A 22,842-nucleotide genomic window follows, 5' to 3' on the forward strand; every position below is an offset into this window, starting at 1 on the left:
ACCCGACCGCCCCCGCCCGCCCCTCACGACCGAGGACGAGGACTACTACCGCGAGGACCAGGAGCGCTACCGCACCCTCCTGGAAACCTTCCGCCACTCGGAGCTCCCCCCACTGGAAACGTCCCTCTGGCTCCTGAAGTCCCCCACCCTCATCCGCGCCACCTTCGAGGAACCCAAGGACGCGGCGGCCTGGCTGGGCCGCGAACTGACCGAACACGCCCCCGGCTTCCTCACCCACCAGGAAGCCGACACCGCCCGCCTGGCCCGCCTGGTCACCACGGCCACCACCCGCCTGACCCACGGCACGGACGTCTCCTTCGGCTTCTACCTGGGCCGCACCTCATTCCTCTCCCTGGCCCTGGTGACGTGCTCCCCCAACCACTGGACCCCGGCCCTCCCCTGCCCCCTCACCCGGTGACCGAGTCGTCCGACGCGGTCAGGGGGGCAGGCGAAGTGCGTCCGATTGGTATCGGAGCCTCTGTTTGAGGTGTGTTGTGTGTACTGGGCTGGTAGATACGGTGTTTGGGGGCCTCTCGCTTGCGGATCGTCCCCATGTGTGCGTTCTCGCTCCTGTGGAGGTACCGCCCGTATGACACCCCGGCCTGTGACCGGTACCGCACGCCCCCGCATCAGCGACACCGGTCTGGATCGGTTGAAGGCCGTCCTCGGCGGCTGGCGTAGTTCGCTGCTCGACATGGGCGGACGAAACAGACTGCTCAACTTCCGCCACACGAGGACCGCCACGCTGGAAATCGGGTCGCCCGATGCCGCTGTCCTGCTCCAGGGTTTGGCGCGGGGCTGGGACTTCGCTCCCATCGAGGAAGGCGAGGACGACGGCGACGACAGGAGCGGGGCGACAGCTCAAAAGACGCTGTCTTTAGGGGGAAGCCGCAGAACCATACGAAGCGACGGACTCATCACCCAGAAGACTCGGCAGACGGCGCTGGACGGGGCTCTCCGCCTTCTTCGCAACAAGTCCGCCCAGATGTTTAACGACTACGGCCTGTGGGTGCTGTGGCTGGGCGTGGGCATGCTCGATTGGCGCGAAGCGAGCGCTCAGGAGACCAGCTCGGCCCCGCTGCTGCTGGTTCCGGTGGAGCTGCGCCACGATGGGCGGACCGGCCAGGCGCGACTGTATCCGGCGGAAGGCCAGGAGCCGGTCCACAATCCGGCCCTGGAAGTGAAGTGCGACCGGCTGGGCATCGACTGGTCACCGGTGACGAGCAAGGACGTCGCCGAACTCGGCCCGGTACTCACCGCGGCGCGACACATCGCTGCCGGACAGGACGGCTGGTCGGTCGACGAGCGGGTGGTACTCGGCCTCTTCTCTTCGTACAAGGAGGCCATGTACCAGGACCTCCAGCAGAACGAGGACCGTATCCTGGCCCATCCTCTGGTACGTGCGGTCGGGCTCGGCCCCGATTCGGAACTTCCGCCTGACGCGCTCGAGTTCGAGCCGCCTGAGCTCGACCGAATCGACGAGATCCAGCTCCCGGAGCGGACCCCTCTCGTCCTCAACGCCGACGCGTCCCAGCGCCAGTGCGTCGCGGCGGCGCTCGACGGGCGTTCCTTCGTGATGAACGGCCCGCCCGGAACGGGCAAGAGCCAGACCATCACCAACATGATCGCGGCGCTGATGCACGACGGCCGTACGGTGCTCTTCGTCAGTGAGAAGGCCGCCGCCCTCGACGTCGTACGCAACCGGCTGCGGGAAGTCGGGCTCGGCGACTTCGCCCTCTCCCTGCACAGTGGTGACACCGCCAAGAAGGCCGTGGCGGTGGAACTCGCCCGTGTGCTCACCACCGAGGCGCGGGTCACTGGCGCCGCCGAGCACGAACTGGAGCGGGCGCGCCGCCTGCGCGAGGAGCTGTCCCGCTACGCGGCGGCGATGAACCAGGTGCGTGAGCCGCTGGGGCGTACTTTGCACGACATCCTGGGGCGTGTGGTCCTCCTCGAACAGGACGACACTCCTCGGCTTCCTCTGAGCGCCGCCCATCGAGAGGCCATCGGCGCTTTGAGCGCCGGGGCTCTGCAGGACGCCACCGCGGCCGCGCAGGCCGTCAGCCGCGCCTGGCGGCCTGCGGTCGAAGCGGAGGCGTTCGTCTGGCGCGGGCTCGTGGGTTCCTCGGCGATGACGGCGGCGTCGGAAGCTGCCGAGGCGCTGACCGCGCTGCGTATGGCCGGTGAACGCAGGCCCTTCGCGGCAGCGATCGACGAGCCTCGTATCGCGCACGACTTCGTACGGACGGTGGAATTACTCCGTGCTGGGCTGCCGGACCGCGATCCAGCACTGCCCACCGCACTTCCCGAAGAGGTCTCGGGCACGCTCGCCCAGCTCGCGGACCGCCTCGGCGCCCGCGAGCCGGTCACGCCCGAGGATGCGTTCACCCTGTTTGCGCTGACGGATCTGGCCTCTGCCGCCGAGCGACCACCGCGTGCGTGGTTCGGCACGGAAACGCGACGCGAGGCCCACGCGGCCGCAGAGGAGCTGCGCCGGGCCCTCGCCGTACTCGCCGAGGCGCGCGGCGGGGCCGACGACGTCTTCGAGGAGGAGATCCTCACGACGGCAGAGCTTCCGGAACTCGTACGGCGTTTCGCGGGGCAGCATCGCGGCATCACGGGCCGCTTCTCCGCGCAGTACAAGGCCGACCGGGCGATCGTCGCGGCGCTCACCCGGGACGGTGTCTGGCACAAGAGGCTCATCGGGCGCCTCGACCATGCTCTGGCCTGGCAGCGGGCGGCCACCGAGGTGGCTCGCCTCGCCGACCGGCACGGCGGGCTCCTCGGCCGCTACACACCGCGTACCGAAGCGGACCTTCCCGCCCTCGACCGGGCACTGGCCACCGCGGATCGAATCGCGGGTCTCTCCGGAGGTATAGAGCACCAGGACAAGATCGCCTCGTACCTCGCCGACGGCGGCGCCACCCCTGACCCGCTGCCGGGACTACTGGCCGGGAGCGCACGGGACTCCCTGACCAAATGGTGCGACGCTGTGACGCACCGCATTGCTCGCTGGTCGGACGCGGTAACGACACTGCTCGGTCTCTTCGATGACGCCCGGCGCGCGCACCTTTCCCCCGCGCTGCTGGGCAACTTCGAGCATGCCCAGCAGGTCCTGGACGACCTCCTGGAGGACGCACAGGGCCCGGAGGAGTGGCAGGCGTACCGCGACGGACTGGACGTGTTGGCCCGCCACCACGTCGATGAACTGGTGGCCCGCGCGGTGGAGCGCGGTATCCCCGCGGAACGGCTGTCCGACGTCGTAGAACATGCCCTGCTCAAGGCGTGGGTGGACCGGCTCCTCGACACCGACGAGAGGCTCCGCACGACGCGCTCCGCTGACCTGGACGCGCGAGTCGCCGACTTCCAAGAGGCCGACCGCCGCCTCGTCGAGGCGGCCGGCGGCGCGGTGATCGAGGCATGCAATCGGCGCAGGCCCCGCAATTTCGGCAGCGGAGCGGGCAAGGTGATCATCCGGCAGGCGGAGCTGCGACGTCGCCATATGCCCGTCCGTGAACTGCTCGGCCGCACGAGGGAAGTGGTCCGGACGATCAAGCCGTGCTTCATGATGAGCCCTCTGACCGTTAGCCAGTTCCTGCCATCGGACTACCATTTCGATGTCGTCATCTTCGATGAGGCGTCCCAGGTGCGTCCCGCCGACGCGATCAACTGTATTTACCGGGGCGATTCCCTCGTTGTCGCCGGCGATGAGAAGCAGCTCCCCCCGACGTCGTTCTTCGACGCGGCCGTCGAAGACGACGGTGATGAGTACGACGAGGACGTGCCCGACTCCTTCGAATCCCTGCTCGACGCCTGCAAGGCCGGAGCGCTGAACGTCCTTCCCCTGCGCTGGCACTATCGAAGCCGCCACGAGGACCTGATCACCTTCAGCAATCGGGAGTTCTACCAGAACTCGATGGTGACCTTCCCTGGCGCCCTGGACGCGGGAAACGACGTCGGCCTCGACTTCTTCCCTGTCGGCGGTACATACGACCGAGGCGGACGACGGGACAACAGGATCGAGGCGGAGGCCGTGGCAAGGCGTGTCATCCACCACTTCGACACCCGCTCGGGCCGCAGCCTCGGCGTCGTCGCTCTCTCTCAGGCCCAGGCATCGGCGATCGAGTTGGCGGTCCAGCAAGCCCTCCTGGCGCGCCCCGACCTCGACCACTGCTTCACCAAGGACCGTCTGCACGGCTTCTTCGTCAAGAACCTCGAATCGGTGCAGGGCGACGAACGCGACGTCATGATCATGTCGATCGGATACGGTCCTGACGAACACGGCAAGCTCGCCCTCAACTTCGGTCCCATCAACAAGGACGGCGGCTGGCGCCGGCTCAACGTGGCTGTCACCCGCGCTCGCCACCGTATGGAGGTCGTCGCGTCCTTCCACGGCGGCAGCCTCGGCGACAGCCAGAACAAGAGTGTCCAGCACCTCAAGCGCTACCTCCAGTACGCCGAGAACGGCCCCGACGTCCTCGCCCAGGACGTGGTGCAAGCCGCCGACGCTGAGCCCGAGAGTCCTTTCGAGGAGTCGGTGCTGAGAGTGCTGCGCGGCTGGGGGTACGAGGTCCAGCCGCAGGTCGGCGTCGCCGGATTCCGTATCGACCTGGGCCTGCGCCACCCCGACGCGCCCGGTACATACGCCCTGGGTATCGAGTGCGACGGGGCGATGTACCACTCCTCCAAGGTGGCTCGTGACCGTGACCGGCTGCGCGAAGAGGTCCTCCGAGGACTGGGCTGGAAACTCCACCGCATCTGGGGCACGGACTGGTACCGGGGGAGGGCCGCCGCCGAGGAGCGGCTACGGAAGGCCGTCGAGCGGGCCGTGGCGATGGACCCGCTGACCGCCTCGGCCGACGAACCGCCGCCTCCCGCGCAGACCCAATCCACTGTCCCGGCTCAGCAGAAGCCGAGTCCGGACCCCGGCCCCACCGCCGTGGACCACGAGCGGGTTCCTGTCGACACGGAGCCCGACCGCCCCTGGTGCGCCCCGTACGCGGCGCACCAGGTGTACGTGACGCCGTCGGCCGAACTCCACACCCCAGAGGCCCGGCCCGCGTTACGCCGGATCCTGACCCAGGTCATCGAGGCAGAAGGCCCCATCCACGAAGAACTGCTGGTGCAGCGCGCTCGCGAGGCGTGGGGCGTGGCCAGGGCGGGCTCCAGGATCCGCGAGAACATCAGGCAGGTGGTGCGTGGTCTGGGCCGGACGGGCAACGTCAGCGTGGACGGCGACTTCCTCGACACGGCGGATCGGCAGGACCTCAAGGCCCGCCACCCGGCGCACGGCACCGCTCCACGCCAGGCCGTCCACATTGCCCCGGCCGAACGACGGCTCGCCCTGCGGGAGCTGGCGACCGAATGTCCCGGCATGTCGCGCGAGGAGCTGCTGCGTCAGGCCTGCGATTTCTTCGGCTGGCGACGTCTGGGCCAGGACATCCGTGCCGCACTGGAAGCGGACGTCGCCGAGCTGTACGAAAAAGGGGTGTTCGTGGGAACGGAGGGCCGGATCACGGTGTCGCGGTGACCCCAGTACCGCAGCCCAGCGGGCCCCACGAGCAGGCTCAGGACACCGTCAGCCCACCGGTTCCGGGGCTCTGGCCTCGGCTTGGACGAGTTCGCGTAGCTTGGCACGCGTCTCGGCGTCCGTGGAGTAGACCACAGTGCCCTTCATGCCTCGGGTCAGCAGGACTTTGTACGTGTTGCGGATCAGGCGGTCCACGTCCTCGTCCGGTGTGGACTTCTTGAACACCGGGTCCCTCGAGGCAGAGCGATCAGCCACCCAGCGGTCATCGCGCCACACCAAGTCCGGCCCCATGATGACGCCGCTCCAGTCGTACTCGAAGCCCTGCGCCGTATAGACACAGCCGACCTGTCCGAAGCCGGCCGAGTCTGTCGCCCACAGGGCGGCCGGAGGCGCACCGGCCACCGCCCGATCCCCGTAGACGTTCCAAGGCCGGGCCCAGTCACCGATGACGACATCCAAAGGGAGCGACTGACCCGGTGCGATCTTGGTCCACTTCCAGCAGTACCCGGCGGGCATGCGGGCGCCGTACCTTTGGGCGCGTCGATCTTCGAGGAACACCTCCATCTCCTCAGGACTGTCAGCCACCATGAGCTCCATCTTGGAGTCGGGCTCCCAGGTGACCGGGCCTCCGTCCTCCAGACCGAGCAGCCGTACCACCCACTCCAGATAGGCGTCGCTCCCACCGCAGCGGAACTGGCCGTCGAGGGACACCGTGGTGACGGGCAGCCCCTTGGCAGCCGCAGCCTCTTCGATCTCGTGTAGAGAGCCCATCTCGCCGGGGTGTACGACCTGGTGCTCGTCCAGGAGGAAAACCGGCACACGGGCCGCGTCGATGAGTTCCTCCACCTGGCGTTTGCCGGTGCGATCAGCGGCCCGGGTGTAGCGGTTGGCTGAAGTCTGGCGCATCCGGTGTGCCTCGTCGCAGATCAGCACGTCGAGACCATTGCGTTCGGCGGGTGAGTTCATGGCCCTTGAGCACGCGAGGCCTGAGGTCCGAGCTTCCATCCGCCCAGTGATGGAGATCGTCCCCGACTCGGACCTCAGGGACATCTTGGAGACCTTCAGCGACCGCGCCATGGACGCTGTGCCGAATGGCACGGTGCTCACCGTCGACTGTGGTGCCCTACCAGAGGTCCAGGTTCTCCAAGGTGACGTCGGCGGTCCGATGGCCCGAGTGAGCGAGTCGCTTGGCCTCAGGGGCGTGACCATGTGCCCGGTCGTCCGGTGCACCGACACCGACGACGTGATGGCCGAGGCGGCGAGCGCGGTGGCCGGACATCAGAGCGGGGCGTGTCTTCGTGTCGCGGTGGCCGCGGACTCAGGCGAACCCTTCCCGGACAAAGAGCGAATTCGCGGGCTGCTCCGCGACCTCAAAGTCGAGCCCGAGGAGACCGACCTTCTGGTAGATGCTGGCCCCGTACGGTCCATCGCTGGTCGGGACGGCGCCGTGGAGCGCGTTCTGGAAGCGTTGGGGTTGCTTTCCCCGTGGCGATGGCGAGAGAGGTGTGTCGCTGCGGGCGCGTTCCCTGCCAATCTCACCGGCTTCCCCCGCGGCCAGGCGACACCTGTGCCACGGCTGGACGCGCAGCTGTGGCAGCAGGTGATCAATCGGTGGGATGGCGAGCCGCCGGATTTTGGGGACTTCGGGGTCACGCACCCGCACATGCCGAAGAGATCCAAGGGAACGCCAGACCCCAACATGCGCTACACGACCAGAGGTGACTGGCAGGTCTTCGTCTATCCGAGGATCCGCTCCGGCAATGATGACTTCTTCACTCTGAGCCAAGACCTCGTCGCTTCCCCTTACTGGCCGTCCACTGGTGCACAGACCTCGTGGGGGGACGCCCGGATCCTCGACTGCGCTCATCGACGACGGCCGAAAGCCGGAGGTGGTGCAGAGTGGCGAGCATGGGCAACCTCACACCACCTTGCGGTGGTTTCAGCCAACTTGGAGGCCATGGGCGCCCATGACCGCTCCGCTATGTGAGGATGTCGGCCTCTCGGCCCGGCCAAGCGAGTTCGATCCCCACTCGGTGACATATCCCGAGCCAACGGGCGTCACTGGGTTCGTGCTCCACCCAGAGGACTGCCCGAACGTTCGAGGTTCGAGTTCGGAGCAGATCGTGGTAATCGAGAAGCTGACCCACGCCGAGGCGCATCTGTCGCGCCTCATTGGTTCTCGTCAGAGACTTGACCTCGCATACGGCGAGGTCATCGGCACCCTTGCGCCAGGCGAGGTCGAAGTCCGGATCAGCCGCGCCGGGCGAGAGGACCGTCATTCCCCGCTCCCTGGCAGCCGCCGCCAGATCGTTCTGCAGTCTCCGATGTGCCCTGAGGTTCCGCGTGGCGAGGTCTGCGTTCACTGGACCGGGGGTGGCGGCGGCCGGCTCGACAGTATCGTCCGCGACTCGGTACTCACAGCCCACGGGCACGGTCGCCGGCTGCGAAGCGATGCCCACGGGTACGAGATGGAATTGGATGACCCGCCGCGTCGAGCCGCCGCCGGGCTCCGAGACATCTGCGTAGTCGTACGGAGCCGAGGGATCCACAGCGAACTCTCCGACGTAGCGGACATCATCGCCGTCTCGGTCGAAGAGACGCAGCGCCAGTCCCTCGCGTGCATGGTCACGGATCGCCGCGTCGTACCTGCCTGAGGGGGCTTGGTCACCGGTCCAGCCTTCACCGATGTAGCGGAATGTCCCATCCTCCGCCCATCCGTTACGACAACCTTGCCCGTGATCGGTGTGTGGACTGGTGAAGAGCAGAACGTTCCCGGACTCCGGGCATGTGCTGATGTCTCCGGCCCGGCTGCCTCCGTAGAGGTCGTGGAGGTCCCCGCGCCGGATCGTGTCACCGGGCCGCATCCCCCACTCGCGCGATCCAGCGGTACGGCGCTGGTCGAACGCTTCGCTGAACGCTTCCCACTGGTCATCGCTCAGACGGTGGGGATTTCCGGCGAAGAGCGTCCGAAATGGCGAGGTACCCACAAACCGTGGGTCCTCGGTGAATTCACTCCGAGGGACCGGCTCGTCGAGCCATTCATCCATGACGAGTGGGGCGTACCAGCGTTGCCCTGGGTCCTCCTGCCAGTACTCGTCCGGAGAGGATGCCTGCTGTGTCGGGGGCCCGGTGAATCGACCGCGGCCGATGAGACCTCCCTTGGGCCCCGTAATCCACATGGCGAACCGGCCGCCATCTGCTAATTCCCTTCTGTAGCGCACCACGCTCCAGGCCTCCAGCTCACGGCCGTCCCGGCGGAATGAGTCCAGATCGAACACCTTTCGGTTGCAGGTGAGGAGCCAGGCGTTCATACGTCACCTTCTGAGTCGGCCGACCTGTTGAGCAGGACTTGGAGGCTACGGCACGCCTCTGACACACCGCCCCCAGCCATCAGCCGGCTCCACAGCGATCGGCGTCCCGTCACGCATTCCACGTCGTGAACCTGACCGGTTCGCGGAGCGCCGCGGACGCTCCGTCGAGATCGGCCAGGCGGGTAGCCAGCGTCGCCTCGGCGAGGCGCGGTGGAAGGGCGACGCTGAACTTCAAGCCGGTCAGGGCACGTGGGTCCACTGCGGGCAGGCACAGGTGCTCAGCGCCCTCTGCAGCGGCCTTCTTCCACTCCAGTGGGGTGATGTCCTCACGCAGCCGGACATACGCGTCCGTGGGGCGCTGGAGGGGGTCGGCGACAGAGGTGAGCGTGGCGGCGAGCGTGGCATTGGCCCGGTATCCCGCCCATGTCCACCAGCGGACGTTCGTGTCCCGTCCGCCCCGCGTGATCACTGTGCCACCGGGGTGTACCAGGTCAGTGCTCGCCTCGCGAGCTTGGGCGAGTGCCCCCTCGGCGCGCCGGGTGAGTCTGACCGGAGGCGTCGTACCGAGCAGCACTTCCCGCGCCGCCCGCATCAGCTCGTACGAGGCGGCGCGGGCAAAGCCGACGCTGCCCCAGCGGGCCCTTCCGCCCCCGTCCACCGGCTCGACGAAACAGCGCCGCCGCGACCAGTCGATGTACGTGACCTGCCAGCTGCGCCCGGCGAGCAGCAGCCGCCGCGGTCCCACGATCTCGTCGGTGAGCAACGCCGGGTCCGTCGTACCGATCACGGTACGGCCGGACAGCACGGTGAACTCCGGTGCCGCGGTGAACACCGCCGTCAGATCCATAAAGTGCCGGAACCCGAAGCGCTGTTCTGCCTCGGGGCCGATGAACATCAGCCCGTCGTCCAGATCCAGGTACCCCTCGTCGATCAGGTGGCGGACGATGGGCTCCGCCGAGGCACCGAACGGGCCGAGCTCGCCCCACCAGCCGCGCCACAGCCGGTCGCCGACCCGGTGTTCCTGAAGACACAGGGCGAGGATCTGCTGGGCGGTGATATGCCGGGGTTCCGGAGGAGCGACGACCGGTTCGACCCAGCCGCGGGACCAGAGCAGGAGAAGAGCGGCCGCCGACAGCAGCCCGGCCTCGTCCACGGCCAGGAAGAGGCAGTTGCGCTTCGACCCGGGCCGACGCCCGGTGCGGCCAAGCCGTTGAAGGAATGAGGCGACGGTTGATGGCGCGTCGATCTGGATGACCCGGTCCAGGTCCCCCACATCGATGCCGAGTTCCAGTGTGCTGGTGGAGACGATCACACAATCGCGGGCCTCCGCGAAGGCTTCCTCCGCCCGGCGCCGCTCGTCCGCGGACAGCGAGGCGTGGGAGAGGAAAGTGGTCACCTCTTTCGCACGCAGCGCTTCGCCGAGCTTTTCCACGTCCCGGCGCGCCTCGCAGAACACCAGACGCTTCTCGCCACGGTGCAGCGCCGCGATCACCGTTGCGGCGTTGGCCAGCGAACCCACGTAGTCGAGTTCGATGTCCCCGGGCGGGGGGAGCGCCGGGACTTTCTCCCGCAGGTGAGGAGCGACGATGCGCGCTGTGCGCTTCCCGGCTCCGGACCCCTGGAGCCAGGTCAGCAGCTCCTCGGGGTTCCCCACCGTCGCGGAGAGACCGACGCGCTGGACCGGCCGGTCGGCCACGCGCTCCAGCCGTTCCAGTACGGCCAGCAGATGCCAGCCGCGGTCGTCTCCCGCGAAGGCGTGCACCTCGTCGACGACGATCGTGCGCAGCCCCGAGAAGAAAGCCCGGTGGTCGACGTTCGCGCTGACCAGCATCGCCTCCAACGACTCCGGCGTGGTCAGCAGCACATCCGGCCGCTCGTGCAGGATGCGTTTGCGGCGAGTCTGGGGGACGTCGCCGTGCCAGAGGGCGGCGGCGCGCCCCAGCCATGAGGCGTACGTCTCCAACCGGGGCAGGAGGTTGTTCAGCAGCGCCTTGAGCGGACAGACGTACAGCACCGAGGTGCCGGTCCAGTTCTCCTCCGCCATCCGCGACAGCAGGGGAAAGCTCGCCGCCTCGGTCTTCCCGCCGGCGGTGGGCGCCAGCAGCACCGCGTCCGCCCCGTCCATCAGCGGCGCGATCGCTTCCTCCTGGAGCGGCCGCAGGCCCGGCCAGCCCAGGGAATTCACGATGTGGTGGACCAGCCCCCGGTGCAGTCGGTCCAGTGGGTCGGCGCCTGCGGGTGCTTCCGTCACGGAAGGTCCAGCGCGATGTCGTCGGCGCTCGTGGCCGCCGCGGCATTGGCCTCGATCTCGCTCAGCTCCGACGTGTTCACGGTGAGGGCGTAATGCTCGCGCGGATCGAAGTCCTCGAACTGATCGATACGGTCGAGGACATCGCCGACGAGCTTCTTCAGGAACAGCCGGGGCGCCACACCCACCTTGCCGCCCAGCGCCCCGCCCACGGCCTTGGCGAGATCGGCGATGTAGGCATCGTCCGCGAGGGCCTTGACGCGGTCAGGGTTCGAAGAGCCGCTCGCGTACAGGTCACGGATCGTCAGCCCCAGGCCGATGAGCGAGTCGAGCGTGAAGCCGGACAGCCGGAGCTGTACCGCGCGCGGGTTGTCGAAGCGGGGGTCGGTGCTGAAGTCGGTGGCCAGCCGCTGGGCCAGGGGCGCCAGCCGCTGGACGCCCTGCTGCCCGTCGTAGAAGGCCGGTGTCCCGGTGATCATCAGGTAGAGCCCCGGGAAGCGCCCGGAGTGCACCTCGTCGATGAGCTGGCGCAGCGCGTTCAGTGCCTTGTCCCGTGCGTCGGAACGGACCCGCTGCAGCGTCTCGACCTCGTCCAGGACGACGAAGAGCCCGACATGCCCGGAGTCGCGGAGCACAGTCAAGAGGCCCTGCAGGAAACCGAGGGCACCGAAATGGTCCAGATCGCCCCGCACTCCGGCCGCCTTGCGGGCCGCGGCGGCCACGTGTGGCTGTCCGCCCAGCCAGGCCATGACCGCTGACGCGGTGGCCTCGTCGCCCGCTGCGAGCGCGTTCCGGTATCCCCGCAGCGCGATGGCGAACGACGGAGCGTGCCGTGAGACCTCGATGAGCCGGGCCGTCATCAGCTGTTCGACCGCGTCGGGCAGCGCCTCTTCCGAGGCTCCGTCGGCGAGCGCGTCTTCTTCCAGAGTGTAGGACCACGCGTCCACCACGGGCCGCAGCGCGCTCGGCGGAAATCCGGGTGTGGCCAGCCGCTCGGTGAGCCTGCGGTAGACGGTCTCCAGCTTGTGCAGGGGCGTCTCGTTCTCCGAGACCTGGATCTCGGCGACGGCGAACTTACGGCGCTTGGCGCGCTCACCGAGCCACCGGGTGAAGAACGTCTTGCCGGATCCGTACTCACCGCGGACCGCTTTGAAGACGGACGATCCTGACGCGACGGCGTCGAGTTCGGCGTCGAGTGCGTTCTCGAATCGCTCCAGGCCGGTCGCGAGGAGGTCGAGCCCGCTGTCGGGGACGGCACCACGCCGAAGGGCGTCGATGACGTCACGGCGCCGCGCCGCGCTGACGGGTCCGGTTCGGCCGGGGCTGTCGGTACTCACCGCATCAGTCTCGCACCGCGAGAGGCGAGCCTGACGGCTCAGCCATTGCACTTGACGCACGGTTGGTCACTTGGTGCAATCGTATGTTCACCGTTCAGCTTCAATCGGGGAGACGACCCAGCGTGGCGCTCGACGGCCTCAATCTCGGCAACGTTCTCAAGGACGTCGCATCCGGAACCCTTCAACTTCCTGATTTTCAACGCGAATGGAAATGGGATGACGAGCGCATCAGGGCTCTCATCGCGACGGTGACACTCGACTATCCCCTCGGCGTCGTGATGGCGTTGCAGACCGGCGGCCCCTCCAACTTCAAGGCCCGCACCCTCAACGGCGCGGAGTCCGCCGAGGGCAAGACGCCCGAGTTACTGCTCCTGGACGGTCAGCAGCGCATGACCTCCCTGTTCCAGGCGCTCCACCGGGACCAGCCGGTCGAAACCGTCGACACTCGGAACAAGGAACTCAAGCGCTGGTACTACATCGACATCGCCAAGGCCATCGGAGCACCGGCGGACCGTGACGACGCGGTCGTCTCCGTGCCCGAGGACCGGATTCTCCGGTCCGACTTCGCCCGCAGGGTCGTCCGGGACCTGAGCACGGTCGAGCGGGAGTGCGCGGAAGGCTTCTTCCCGCTCCACCTCGTGTTCGACACCCAGCGCGTCAACGAATGGCTTCAGGAGTTCGTGAAGGTCGATACGGCGAACTGGGGCATCTGGAGCGACTTCCAGCAGCATGTGCTCAACCACGTGCAGCAGTTCCAGGTGCCGATGATCAAGCTCCCGGCCTCCACCACCATGGACGCCGTGTGTGCCGTGTTCGAACGGGTCAACACCGGAGGTGTCTCGCTCAATGTCTTCGAGCTGCTCACCGCCACCTACGCGGGCAACCAGGAGCATGTCGCGGAGCTCGGCGACTACTACCGGCTCCCGGTCGAGTGGGAACAGATCAAGAAGGATCTGACCTCGTCCTATCCGGTGTTCGGCCGTATGGAAGCCGGTGTCGAGGACGGCCTCAGCAGCAGCGACTTCCTGCAGGCCGTCGCGCTCGTCCGCACCTGGGAGGAGAAGCAGGCCGGCCAGCGTAGCTCGGTCTCCTGCAAGCGCCGTGACCTGCTGCGGTTGCCGCTCACGGACTTCCGGCGTCTCGCGCCACGGTTGGCGGAGGCGTTCAAGTGGGTGGGGGCGTTCCTGGAGCAGCAGTGCATAGTCCGCACCGGCGACCTCCCGTACCGGACGCAGCTCGTGCCCTTGGCCGCCGTCCGTGCCGTCCTCGGGGAGGAGCTGGACACGCCGGGCTCGGATGAGCGGATCGCCCAGTGGTACTGGTGCGGTGTGCTCGGCGAGATGTACGGCGGATCGACCGAGAGCCGGTTCACGCGCGACGTGGAGCAGCTCATCGGCTGGATCCGCGGTGAGGAAGGGGTCATTCCCGACACAATCGCCGAAGCCGCCTTCCTGGACGACCGGCTGGACAGCCTCACCACGCGCAACAGCGCCGCATACAAGGGCATCTATGCGCTGCTGGTCAAGCAGGGCGCGGTGGACTGGTACTTCACCGAGGCGCCCCTCACGGCGGGCCGACTGATCGAGTACAACGTCGACGTACGACAGATCTTCCCCAAGGGGTGGATCGCCAAGAACGCCTCGGCGCAATCGGCCAAGGCGAACTCCATCGTCAACAAGACGCCGCTGTCCTTCCGGGCGAGCCGAAGCCTCGTGGGGTCTCCCGCCGTATACCTCAAGTCGCTCACGCTGGAGTCCGGGATGCGGCCCGAGTGGTTCGACGATGTCCTCGCCACTCATCTCATCGATCCGTCCGCCCTGCACGAAGCGGACTTCGAGCGCTTCTATGAGAACCGTGCCCGGCAGCTACTCGACCTGGTGAAGTCCGCCATGGGCAAGCGCACCGTCTTCCGTGACACGGCGGGCTGGTGAGTTGAGCGATGCCGCAGACACCGTCCGAGTCCCAGCTCCGCGAACTCCGGGGGAAGATGATCCCGGTCGCCGAGCTTCTCGCGCTTTTCGGCACGAGGGTGAGGAACGACCAGTCCGTTCTGTTCATCACCCAGACGCTGAAGGACGCCGGGCTTTCGACCGTTCCGTACTTCGCCAACTGCAATGGCCGGGCTGATGTACAGGTCGTCCCCGAGGAGTCTGTCGCGCCCCCGGAGCCCGATGGTGGGGAGGACGAGGAGGCGGAGCAGGACGGGCTGTCACGGGGGACGCTGCCGCAGCATTCCTTCAGAATCGGTGACCTCCCGGCCGCCCGTAACGGGGTCGACTCCGTTCCGTCCACCGCACAGGTCAAGACGGCCACCCACCTCATGCTCGTCAAGAACTACTCCCAGGTTCCGGTCATCGACGGCATGTCGACGCTGCGCGGTGTGGTCACCTGGAGCTCGGTGGCCAGGATGTACGAGAAGAACGAGGACACCTCCCTCGCGAACGCGATGGTGGAAGATCCACCGACGGCCGATGTCCACGGAGACTTCTTCTCCTTGTTGCCGATGATCAGTGAGTACGGCTACCTGCTCGTCCGGGACATGAGCGGGCGCATCACCGGAATCGTGACGGCCGCCGACGTCACGGAGCGTTTCGAGGCGACGGCATGGCCCTTCTTCGTGATCGGTGAGATCGAGTTCCGGCTCCGCAAGTGCCTGGGTACGGCGCTCGAACCGGACGCCATCCGCGCGGTGCAGCGCAGGAACAGGCAGACGGGCCAGATCACGGACCTGATGTTCAACGGTTACGTGAAGCTTCTCGACGGCCACCAGGAGAACCCGGCGCTCTGCCGGAAAGCGGACCAGAACTGGCAGGCTCTCGGCTGGTCCCTCGCGGACCGCGTCCAGTTCGTACGGCAGCTCGATCGAGTGCGGGAGATCCGCAACATGATCGCGCACTTCGAGCCCGAGCCGCTGTCGCAGAAGCTCTGCCAGGAACTGCGCCAGTTCCTGGGGCTGCTCCGCCTGTACACCTGACAGCCGCTGGGTGCCGGACCGGACGTCCGGCCCGGCACCCAGCGGCAGGCTTCACCCCATCACCGCAGCTCGAACTGGTCCCGAAGTAGACCCGTGTGCAGCCGCACCGTCCTGCCGTCCGGCAGTGTCTCCAGGACCTGCACCCCGTCGTGGTTCAGCAGCTGCCTCAGTACGGCCGCGAAGCCGTCGGCCGCCCTGGAGGCGGGCAGGCCGATGCGCTGTGCCAGGGCGGTCACCGGAAGGGTGCCTCCCGCGTCCAGCAGAGCCCGTACGGCCTTCTCGACCCGAGCCAGCTCCGGCGGTCGGGGCCTGCGGGCCAGCAGGTCCACCTGGGCCTCGAAGATCTCGGATGCCATCAGCCCCTCGACCAGTGCGTCATCCGGAGAGACCGGTGAGACCGGCTGCGCGGAGAGCAGGGCGTCCTCCCCTTCCGAGGGGACCAGCGTCACGTCGAAGAGCGAGTCGTGGCTCCTGGCCAGCTCGGCGTCCGCCTTCGCCCGCTTGGACGCCTTCTTCGCCGGAGCGGGCGCCACGGCGGGCCGTGCCGGCGTCGGCTCGTCGGCTGCCGTGTCGAGCGGCCACCACGGCGGCTGCTGGCTGCCCAGCTCACGCCAGCCGCTCGGCGGCTCGGCGCCGAAGGGCAGGAAGGCCAGGACGGGGATGGTGACCTCGGCCAGGGAGGCGCCGCCGTGGTAACCGGCCTTGTGTGAGGTGTAGCGGGAGTCCGCGTCCCAGAGGGCGACGATCTCGCCGCCGGGCTCCGGCGCGACCACGCGCGGTCCCGAGAGCGCGATCTCCGTCTCGGCGAGCGGGCCCGTGCCGGAGCGGTGGCGGGCCGACTCCACACGGTCGGGGTCGGCCTCGACCCGTGCCCCGTGCCGGTCGATGACATGGCCGTGGTCGCTGGTGAGGATCACGGCCCGGCCCTGGGAGGCGGCGAAGTGCAGCAAGTCCCGCAGCCGCCCTATGTCCCCGAGCCGCCATGCGCCGTCGCCGAGCTTCTGCTCGGTGGCGAGCCGGTCATCGACGGTGTTGAGCACCACGGCGACATGCGTGCGGTCACCGACCAGCGCCTCGTGCAGTTCGGGCCCGAGCGGCGCACCGCTGGTGTCGCCACGCAGGTCGTCCTTGTGGAAGACGGCGGCTTCCTCCTCACCCCAGAAACGGTGCTCCGGGAAGAGCCGCTTCTCGTCGGCCTGGGTACCACTCATGAGACGTGCGGCGAACAGAGAGGTGCGCGACACAGCCGTGACGGTGGGCAGCGCGGCGGCCATAGCCCGGCGTACCGGGGTGCCCTTCGCCTTGGGCAGCGGGTCGTACTCCACCCAGTGCTCGCGCAGTTCCTCGCCGAGCTGGGCGGCGATGGCGGCGCTCATCCCGTCGAGGACCAGAAGCAGCACCCGGCGCTTCCCCGACTTCACCACGGGGGCGACGACCTTCGGCAGGAAGGTCTCCACCGTCAGCATGTCCTCCGGGGGCCTGCCGCCCGCCGTCCAGGCCGCGAGGGACCGGGCGAAGTGCCGGTCGATGTCCCGGCGGCGGGCGCGTACGGAGGTGCCCAGGGCGTCGTAGGCGGACTTCAGCGTCGCTTCGGGGTCCCCGCCGGACTCGATGTGGTCGAGCGCGAGGTCCACCCAGCCGGTGTCGGTGACGTGCCGTCCGATCCCGGCCCGCACGCTTCCGCTCTCCGCCTCGCCACCGGTCGCCGGTTCGGTCGCGAGCCACCGGGTGAGCCGCTGCGCCATGCGGGCCCGTTCGATACGGGGACGGGCATCGGGTTCGGGCGCGAGCCGATGGTCGTCGAGCGCGGCCACCGCCTGCGCGATCCGCGCCTGTTCTCCGGCCGACAGTGCTTCCCCGACGGCGGTGAAGCGGGCCTCCAGCCCCGCGGCCAGCACAGGGCTCGTACGGGTGGCCTGCTCTGCACCGAACTGCCGCGCCAGCGAGGCCGCACGGTCGCGTACGGAACCGGAGAGGCGCCGCGCGGTCGCCGTCGGCTCCTCGTGGGCCGACCGTCCCGTCAGCAGCAGCCCGGAGACGTATTCCTCGCAGGCGCGGCCGAAGGCGGCCACCAGCGTGTCCAGGGCCTCGCCGTGGGCGGGCGGCTCCTCGCCGAACCAGCGCTCGGCCCGCCCCCGGGCCCGGTAGTTCTCCGCGTCCGCCGCCGCGTCGGCGTGCACCCACAGCGCGGCGCAGACCAGGCCGAAGGCGACGGCGTCCGGCCCGTGCTCGGCCTCGGCCAGGGCGAGCAGCGCCCGTCCGGCCTGGCCCGCCTGGTCCGACGAGCCGAGAAACTCGCGGATACCGGCCCGCTCGGGGGCGCGCAGCGCCAGATAGCGGTCCGGGCCTCCGGACGCCAGCGACCACCTCAGCAGCGTGTGGATGTCGAGTTCGTCGCCGTTCGCGGACAGGCTGTGCTGCTGATCACGGTCCGGGTCGTACCGGCCGATGCCGAGCCTGCGGAGGGTGAGTTCGCCGAGCGCCTTGTCCCGGGACAGTACCCCGCCCGGGAGCCGCGGCCAGCCGCCCGGCGGGGTGGCGTCCAGCAGCGCCTCGGCCGCCCAGGTCTCGTCGACCAGCCAGCGGTCGGCGCTGGCCGCGCCGAAGGATTCCCGCACGACGTCCCACGAGTCCACCACGTTGACGCGGTGCCGGTGCGCCTTGGCCAGCAGGTCGGGGCCGAGTTCGGCCTCCTCCCGGTCGGTGAGCACCACCAGCACGTCGGGGCCGGGCGCCGCCGGCGCCTGGTGCGCCAGCACCAGCTCGTACGCGGCGAGCGGTGAGGGCGCGGTGGCCACCGACGCGTGCCGGTGTTCGCCCCACGCCAGCTCGGCCGGGCCGTCCCAGCGCGGCGCGGCGCGCAGGAGTACGGCCCGGCGCTTGCCCGGGGTCAGGCCGGGCTGGGACGCCAGGTACTGGGAGATGGTGGCGGAGTTGAGCCGTGCCGCACTGGTGGTGGGTCCCGCGCTCGTGCTCATCGTCGTGGTCGTCACCGCACCCGCCTCGTTCCGCTCATTCCACAACCCGCCAGCTGATCTCGATCGTCGCGTCGGGATCGGTGGCCGTCAGCTCGTCCAGTTCGGCCCGGAGCTGGGCGATCACCTGGGACGCCTTGGCCCGTCCGCCGCCCGACCGGCGCCCCGCACGAGGGCCGGGCAGCGGGTGGTTGGTGGACACCGGCGGCCGGGCGGTGTCGTCGCTCAGGCTCACCGCGTCGGGCGTGGTGGGCCGGGCGGGCGGGGACACGGGGACCGGCGGGTCCGTGGGGTTGGCCGTGGGCGGCTGCGGGCGGGCCGCCGCCTGGCTGCGCTCGATGACCGAGACGATGGACTTCCGCGCGTCCCGCAGGGCGTCTTCGAGCCGCATCGTGCGCTGATCGGCGCGTGCCGCGCCGCGCAGCGCCTCCAGTACCGCTTCGCCCTGCGGCCCGTAGCTGGGCGCGAGCTTCAGCATGTCCCAGGCCGCGACGACCAGTGCGTCGGCGACGGCCTTGGCCTGCTTGATCGTGGCCCCGTAACGGCCGGCGGACGCCTCGCCCAGCTCGAAGGCGGCGAACGTGGTGATGACCTGCTTGGCCGCCGCCGAACCGCCCGCCGTGCTCTCGGAGAGGTCGCGCAGCTCCTTGAGTAGGTCGCGGGAGCGGCGGGCGAGGGTCAGCCTGCCGGTGCCGGGTTCGTCGGCCCCGTCCAGGCCGAGCAGCTTCGCGTGCTTCTCCAGCTCCTCGACCAGCGTGTCCACATGCGGCTTGTAGTCGCGGGCCCTGGCCGTGATCTGCCGGGCGAAGTGGCTGACCAGTCGGCCCCGGCGCAGCTTCGGGGGCTGCTCACCGAAGATGTCCCAGAACCGGCGCCCCGCCTCCTCCCAGACCGCTTCGTCCGGCAGCGGCTGGGAGCGCAGGCCGTCCTGGGGCTTGATGGCCGAGAGTTCGGGCGCGGGGTCGAGCAGCGAGCCGGCGCGCACCCACACTCGGTCGTCCATCTCCGCGTACGAGGCGATGACCAGGTTGACGAGGAAGCCGTCGAGGCCCATCGGATCGGGCCGGTCGATCCACTCGGCCAGCTTGACCACGCTCAGGTCGCCCGGACCGCCGTCGGTGCGGGCCTGCAGGTTGAAGTGGTCCACCCAGCGGCTGGAGGGCCGGAAGTAGACCTCCCCCTGCTGGCCGAGCCCGAGGGGCGCGGCGATCCGCCGCATCAGGGGCCGGTCCTTCGAGGGAACCTCGACCTGCCGCTCGGCGGATTCCGCCGCCGCCCGGATGTGCCCGAAGACGGTACGGGCCTGCGCGGGCGTGACCGCCGTGTGGGTGCCGTCGGGGTCGAGGTCGGGGTGCGCGGGGAACTGGTGCGCCAGCAGCTTCTTCGCGATGTGCCGGGCCCCTTCGGACAGCGACTGGCCGATGGAGACCTTGAGGTCGGGCACGTCGCGCAGCGACTCGAAGTGGTCCTCGAAGGACACATCGACGTCGGACGCCTTCTTGTCCGCGCAGCCGTACGCTTGCTTGAAGGCCGCCGTCACCGTCTTGATCAGGGACTCCCGCTGCTCTTCGAGGAGCACCCTGGCCCGCGCCCGGTTGTCGGTGTTCAGGTGCTGGGCGTAGTGGGTGTCGAAGCGCCGCTGGTCGGCCAGCGCGTAGTCGATGACGACCAGTTTCTGGAAGTCCTTGTAGCGGGGGGCCGACAGGTAGGTGGGGATCCAGCCCACGGTGCGGGTCCCGGCGCCCGACTGCTCGCGCAGCGTGCGCAGCCGGTTGACCGCCTCGACGGAACCGTGTTCGCTCTCCTGGTACGGCAGGTCGATGACCAGCCGCCACAGTCCCTCCTGGCTGGGGGAGAACTCGTGGTCGGGCAGGTTCTCCGGGTCGTTGACGTCGCCGATGACGACTTCCGCCGTGCGGTTCGATCCGCGCCAGACGAGGGCCAGATCATCCGCGCTGCCCAGCCGCTCGTGCACCTCCAGGCCCAGCTCCTTGGCCAGCAACCGCCTGGCCAGGGCCCGGCGGTTGGAGCGGTTGTTGTTCACGTTCGCGTTGGCGATGACGGAGTCGACGTCCACCCCGGCCAATTCGAGCCGGACACCGGGGTTGACCTTGGTGCCGGTCGCCTTGATCTCCACGAAGTGGGTGGCCCACTCGTCGACCTTCGCCTTGATCATCCCGACCTCCGCCCCGGGGATGGGGGAGAGGACCGAGCCGTGGTTGAGCGCGCCGAGCCGCCGGATGGTGAGGTCGCGGAGGGCGGGCACGCCGGGCGCGAGGGCGGACAGCAGCAGCGTGCACATCAGCCGGTTGTCCCCGACGAAGCCCCGGCAGCGTTCGAGGAGCTGCGGGTCGGTGATGGTCTCGCGGCGGTGCTGGTAGCGCTCGACGTCTTCCTCGGTGATCTCGTACGTCCCGAGGAGATGTGGCCGCAGTTTGGTCCGGTACAGCTTGTCGGCGACCTTGAACTCCACCTTGAGGCTGTCCACGAACGGCTTGTCGCCGCCGTCGGCGATGACGGGGTAGAGGTCGCCGAGCGGGATCAGGTTCTCCAGCGTCGCGTCGTCCCGGTGGTCGGCGAGGAGCTGGCCCATGAGCTTCAGGCCGGTGCGGGAGCGCTGGAGGGCGGAGGAGATGTGGACGAGGGTGTCCATGAAGGCGGGGGAGAAGGGGTACGTCAACCGGAACGACTCCTCGTCGGCCCCCGTCGTGGCCTCGTCCGAGCCGAGCAACACGTCCCAGACCTGAGGCCCCACGCGCTTGACCTTCGCGAAGGCGGCGTCCAGCTTGGCGGCGGCCTCCGCGTCCTTGGGCGTGAGGAGGCGCGCGTGGGCGATCTGGGGGAGGTTGCGGTCCTCCAGGGTGATCTTGTCGAAGCGGCCGGAGGCCAGGTTCAGGCTGTCCTGGATCGCGGTTTCGGCGGCGCCGGAGGTCTCCTCGCCGACGAGTTCGCGAAGGTCGCGCTGGCGGGCGATGAACGACACGATCGGGATGGCGCGGCGCGAGTCGGCGCCCTCCACGAAGTTGGTGATCTTGTCGGTCTCGCGGGAGACGAACTTCTGGTCGTGGATCCGGTTGGCGAGCCAGAGGATCAGCTCGTCGAGGAAGAGGATCAGCCCGTCGTAGCCGAGCGACTTCGCGTGCTCGGCGATGACGGCGAGGCCGGCGTCGAGGGAGATGAACCCGTGCTCGTCCTCGGCCGCGTGCCGGGCGAACCCGGGGAACCAGGTCACGCTCGCGTCGTGGACGAGCTTCGCGCGTAGCTCGGCCGGGGTGCTGGGGTTGACCAGGTTCAGGTTCACCTCGCCGCCGTCCAGCTCCTCGGCGGAGAGTGCGGTGTTGAGCAGTTCCGGCGTCCAGGTGAACGGATCGCCCCACTCGTCGTCGTCCTCGTCGTCGGCGGTGGCGCCCGGGGTGGGGGCGTCGGCGAGCCCGGCGATGAAGGTCTCGTCGCCGACGCGGTGGCGGTGGGAGCGGATGTCCTCGAAGAGGGAGTCGGTCCGGTAGACCTGCGGGGTGGGGGCGTCCTTGTGCTGGGGCAGGGACTTGACGTGGCTGACGTAGCCGCCGAGGACGCGCTGCTCCAGCGATTTCGCGCCGAGCATGTGGTACGGGACGAGGAGGAACCGCTTGCCGTCGGCGCCCAGCCACTCGTGCTTGGTAAGCACCGGGTCGAAGTCCCCGCGACTGCGGACGGCCGCGTCGCCCCGGAGGAGGGCGTGCAGGACGGCCATGAAGTGGGACTTACCGGAACCGAACGAGCCGTGGAGATAGGCGGCCTTCGAGGTGTGCCCGTCGAGGGACGCCTTGATGAGGCTGAGGGCCTCGTCGAAGTTCTCCAGGAGGCGCTCGGTGACGACGTAGTCGCGGAGGGCGCGGGCCGCACCCTCCTCGGTGACGGCCTCGGCGAGCTTCAGCACGAAGTCGGAGGTGGAGATCGACGTCTTGATGTCGATGACGTCGCGGAGGAGAGGTGCCGTGCCGGTGGCGTTCGGGGCCATCTGTGTCTCGCTTCTCCTGGTTCCTGCGTCCGGTGTGCGCGTGAGCGCGTGGGCCTGGACAGCAGGGTCTCCCCCCTGGCCCGGGGCGGCGACGGTTACGGATGGTCTCCGTGCGGCCCCGGTGTGTTGTCGTCAGTCGTCGCGAACCGGTCGTTCGGCGGCTGTGGCCCGTCCACGATCGTAACGGTTTGCGTAGGGGAGGGAACCGGTGTGCGGGACGGGGTGGAGTGACCGGTGGGAGTGGCCTACAGGTTGTCGACGTCTCCGGCAGCCATTCCGGCCTTGTGGTCCCGCTCAGCGCAGGTGCGTGATGAATGCGGACCAGGCCGTCCGACCGACACGTATGACGGGACCGGCGGGACGCTTGCTGTCGCGGAGCAAGACGCTGTGTGGGAGGTTGTCGGCGACCTCGACGCAGTTGCCCTGCCCGCCGCTGTAGCTACTCGTACGCCATGCCGCCTCCATGA

The 22,842-nt window shown here is 69.0% G+C and carries 11 protein-coding genes and 1 pseudogene; 5 read left to right on the forward strand and 7 right to left on the reverse strand.

Going from position 1 to position 22,842, the window contains the following annotated elements; genetic code table 11:
• Positions 1-418 (forward strand): hypothetical protein (locus KN815_RS01775; protein WP_216339484.1); only part of this gene is annotated, 418 nt, incomplete at its 5' end.
• 186 nt (positions 419-604) lie between these two features.
• Complete coding sequence (locus tag KN815_RS01780; protein ID WP_253208686.1) at positions 605-5,530, forward strand: DUF3320 domain-containing protein; 4,926 nt, start codon at positions 605-607, stop codon at positions 5,528-5,530.
• A gap of 48 nt (positions 5,531-5,578) precedes the next feature.
• On the opposite strand, the pseudogene KN815_RS01785 reads toward KN815_RS01780, so the two are convergent.
• Positions 5,579-6,484 (reverse strand): annotated as a pseudogene (locus tag KN815_RS01785) (DNA/RNA helicase domain-containing protein); the annotation flags it as partial.
• A gap of 58 nt (positions 6,485-6,542) precedes the next feature.
• Between KN815_RS01785 and KN815_RS01790 the strand changes: the two are divergent.
• Complete coding sequence (locus KN815_RS01790) at positions 6,543-7,517, forward strand: beta family protein (protein WP_253208687.1); 975 nt, start codon at positions 6,543-6,545, stop codon at positions 7,515-7,517.
• Here the strand turns inward: KN815_RS01790 and KN815_RS01795 are convergent.
• The 3 genes from KN815_RS01795 to brxD form a co-directional block, all read right to left on the reverse strand.
• Entirely contained in the window at positions 7,510-8,841 is a 1,332-nt protein-coding gene (locus KN815_RS01795) for an SRA domain-containing endonuclease (RefSeq protein WP_216339490.1), read from the reverse strand. The genes KN815_RS01790 and KN815_RS01795 overlap by 8 nt on opposite strands.
• A gap of 109 nt (positions 8,842-8,950) precedes the next feature.
• The gene (locus KN815_RS01800; RefSeq protein ID WP_216339491.1) at positions 8,951-11,092 is read right to left on the reverse strand and encodes a DEAD/DEAH box helicase; all 2,142 of its coding nucleotides are present in this window, start codon (positions 11,090-11,092) and stop codon (positions 8,951-8,953) included.
• Positions 11,089-12,426 carry a BREX system ATP-binding protein BrxD gene (brxD, locus tag KN815_RS01805; protein WP_216339493.1) on the reverse strand — a complete coding sequence of 446 codons (1,338 nt, stop codon included), beginning with the start codon at positions 12,424-12,426 and terminating at the stop codon, positions 11,089-11,091. Before brxD ends, KN815_RS01800 begins: the two co-directional genes overlap by 4 nt.
• Positions 12,427-12,509: 83 nt before the next feature.
• Between brxD and KN815_RS01810 the strand changes: the two genes are divergently transcribed.
• Together KN815_RS01810 and KN815_RS01815 are read left to right on the forward strand one after the other, a co-directional pair.
• Positions 12,510-14,357 (forward strand): DUF262 domain-containing protein, encoded by a 1,848-nt coding sequence (locus KN815_RS01810; protein ID WP_216339495.1) that lies wholly within the window; start codon positions 12,510-12,512, stop codon positions 14,355-14,357.
• Positions 14,358-14,365: 8 nt separating this feature from the next.
• Positions 14,366-15,400 carry a CBS domain-containing protein gene (locus KN815_RS01815; RefSeq protein ID WP_216339497.1) on the forward strand — a complete coding sequence of 345 codons (1,035 nt, stop codon included), beginning with the start codon at positions 14,366-14,368 and terminating at the stop codon, positions 15,398-15,400.
• A gap of 59 nt (positions 15,401-15,459) precedes the next feature.
• Here KN815_RS01815 and pglZ read toward each other — a convergent pair whose 3' ends face one another.
• From pglZ to KN815_RS01830, 3 genes are all read right to left on the reverse strand, one after another.
• Positions 15,460-18,378, reverse strand: coding sequence for a BREX-2 system phosphatase PglZ (gene pglZ, locus KN815_RS01820; protein ID WP_216339499.1), 2,919 nt, complete (start codon positions 18,376-18,378; stop codon positions 15,460-15,462).
• Between the two features lie 34 nt (positions 18,379-18,412).
• Positions 18,413-22,375 carry a BREX-2 system ATPase PglY gene (pglY, locus tag KN815_RS01825; protein ID WP_216339501.1) on the reverse strand — a complete coding sequence of 1,321 codons (3,963 nt, stop codon included), beginning with the start codon at positions 22,373-22,375 and terminating at the stop codon, positions 18,413-18,415.
• A gap of 294 nt (positions 22,376-22,669) precedes the next feature.
• Positions 22,670-22,840 (reverse strand): DUF397 domain-containing protein, encoded by a 171-nt coding sequence (locus tag KN815_RS01830; RefSeq protein ID WP_216339593.1) that lies wholly within the window; start codon positions 22,838-22,840, stop codon positions 22,670-22,672.
• Between the last annotated feature and the right edge of the window lie 2 nt (positions 22,841-22,842).

The sequence above is a fragment of the Streptomyces niphimycinicus genome (genome assembly GCF_018883605.1).
GTDB lineage: Bacteria > Actinomycetota > Actinomycetes > Streptomycetales > Streptomycetaceae > Streptomyces > Streptomyces niphimycinicus.

Excerpts from the sequence above, each read along its gene's own strand:
- KN815_RS01795 (WP_216339490.1), bottom strand. The coding sequence starts at position 8,841 with ATGAACGCCTGGCTCCTCACCTGCAACCGAAAGGTGTTCGATCTGGAC.
- KN815_RS01810 (WP_216339495.1), top strand. The coding sequence starts at position 12,510 with ATGTTCACCGTTCAGCTTCAATCGGGGAGACGACCCAGCGTGGCGCTC.
- KN815_RS01815 (WP_216339497.1), top strand. The coding sequence starts at position 14,366 with ATGCCGCAGACACCGTCCGAGTCCCAGCTCCGCGAACTCCGGGGGAAG.
- pglZ (WP_216339499.1), bottom strand. The coding sequence starts at position 18,378 with ATGAGCACGAGCGCGGGACCCACCACCAGTGCGGCACGGCTCAACTCC.
- pglY (WP_216339501.1), bottom strand. The coding sequence starts at position 22,375 with ATGGCCCCGAACGCCACCGGCACGGCACCTCTCCTCCGCGACGTCATC.
- KN815_RS01830 (WP_216339593.1), bottom strand. The coding sequence starts at position 22,840 with ATGGAGGCGGCATGGCGTACGAGTAGCTACAGCGGCGGGCAGGGCAAC.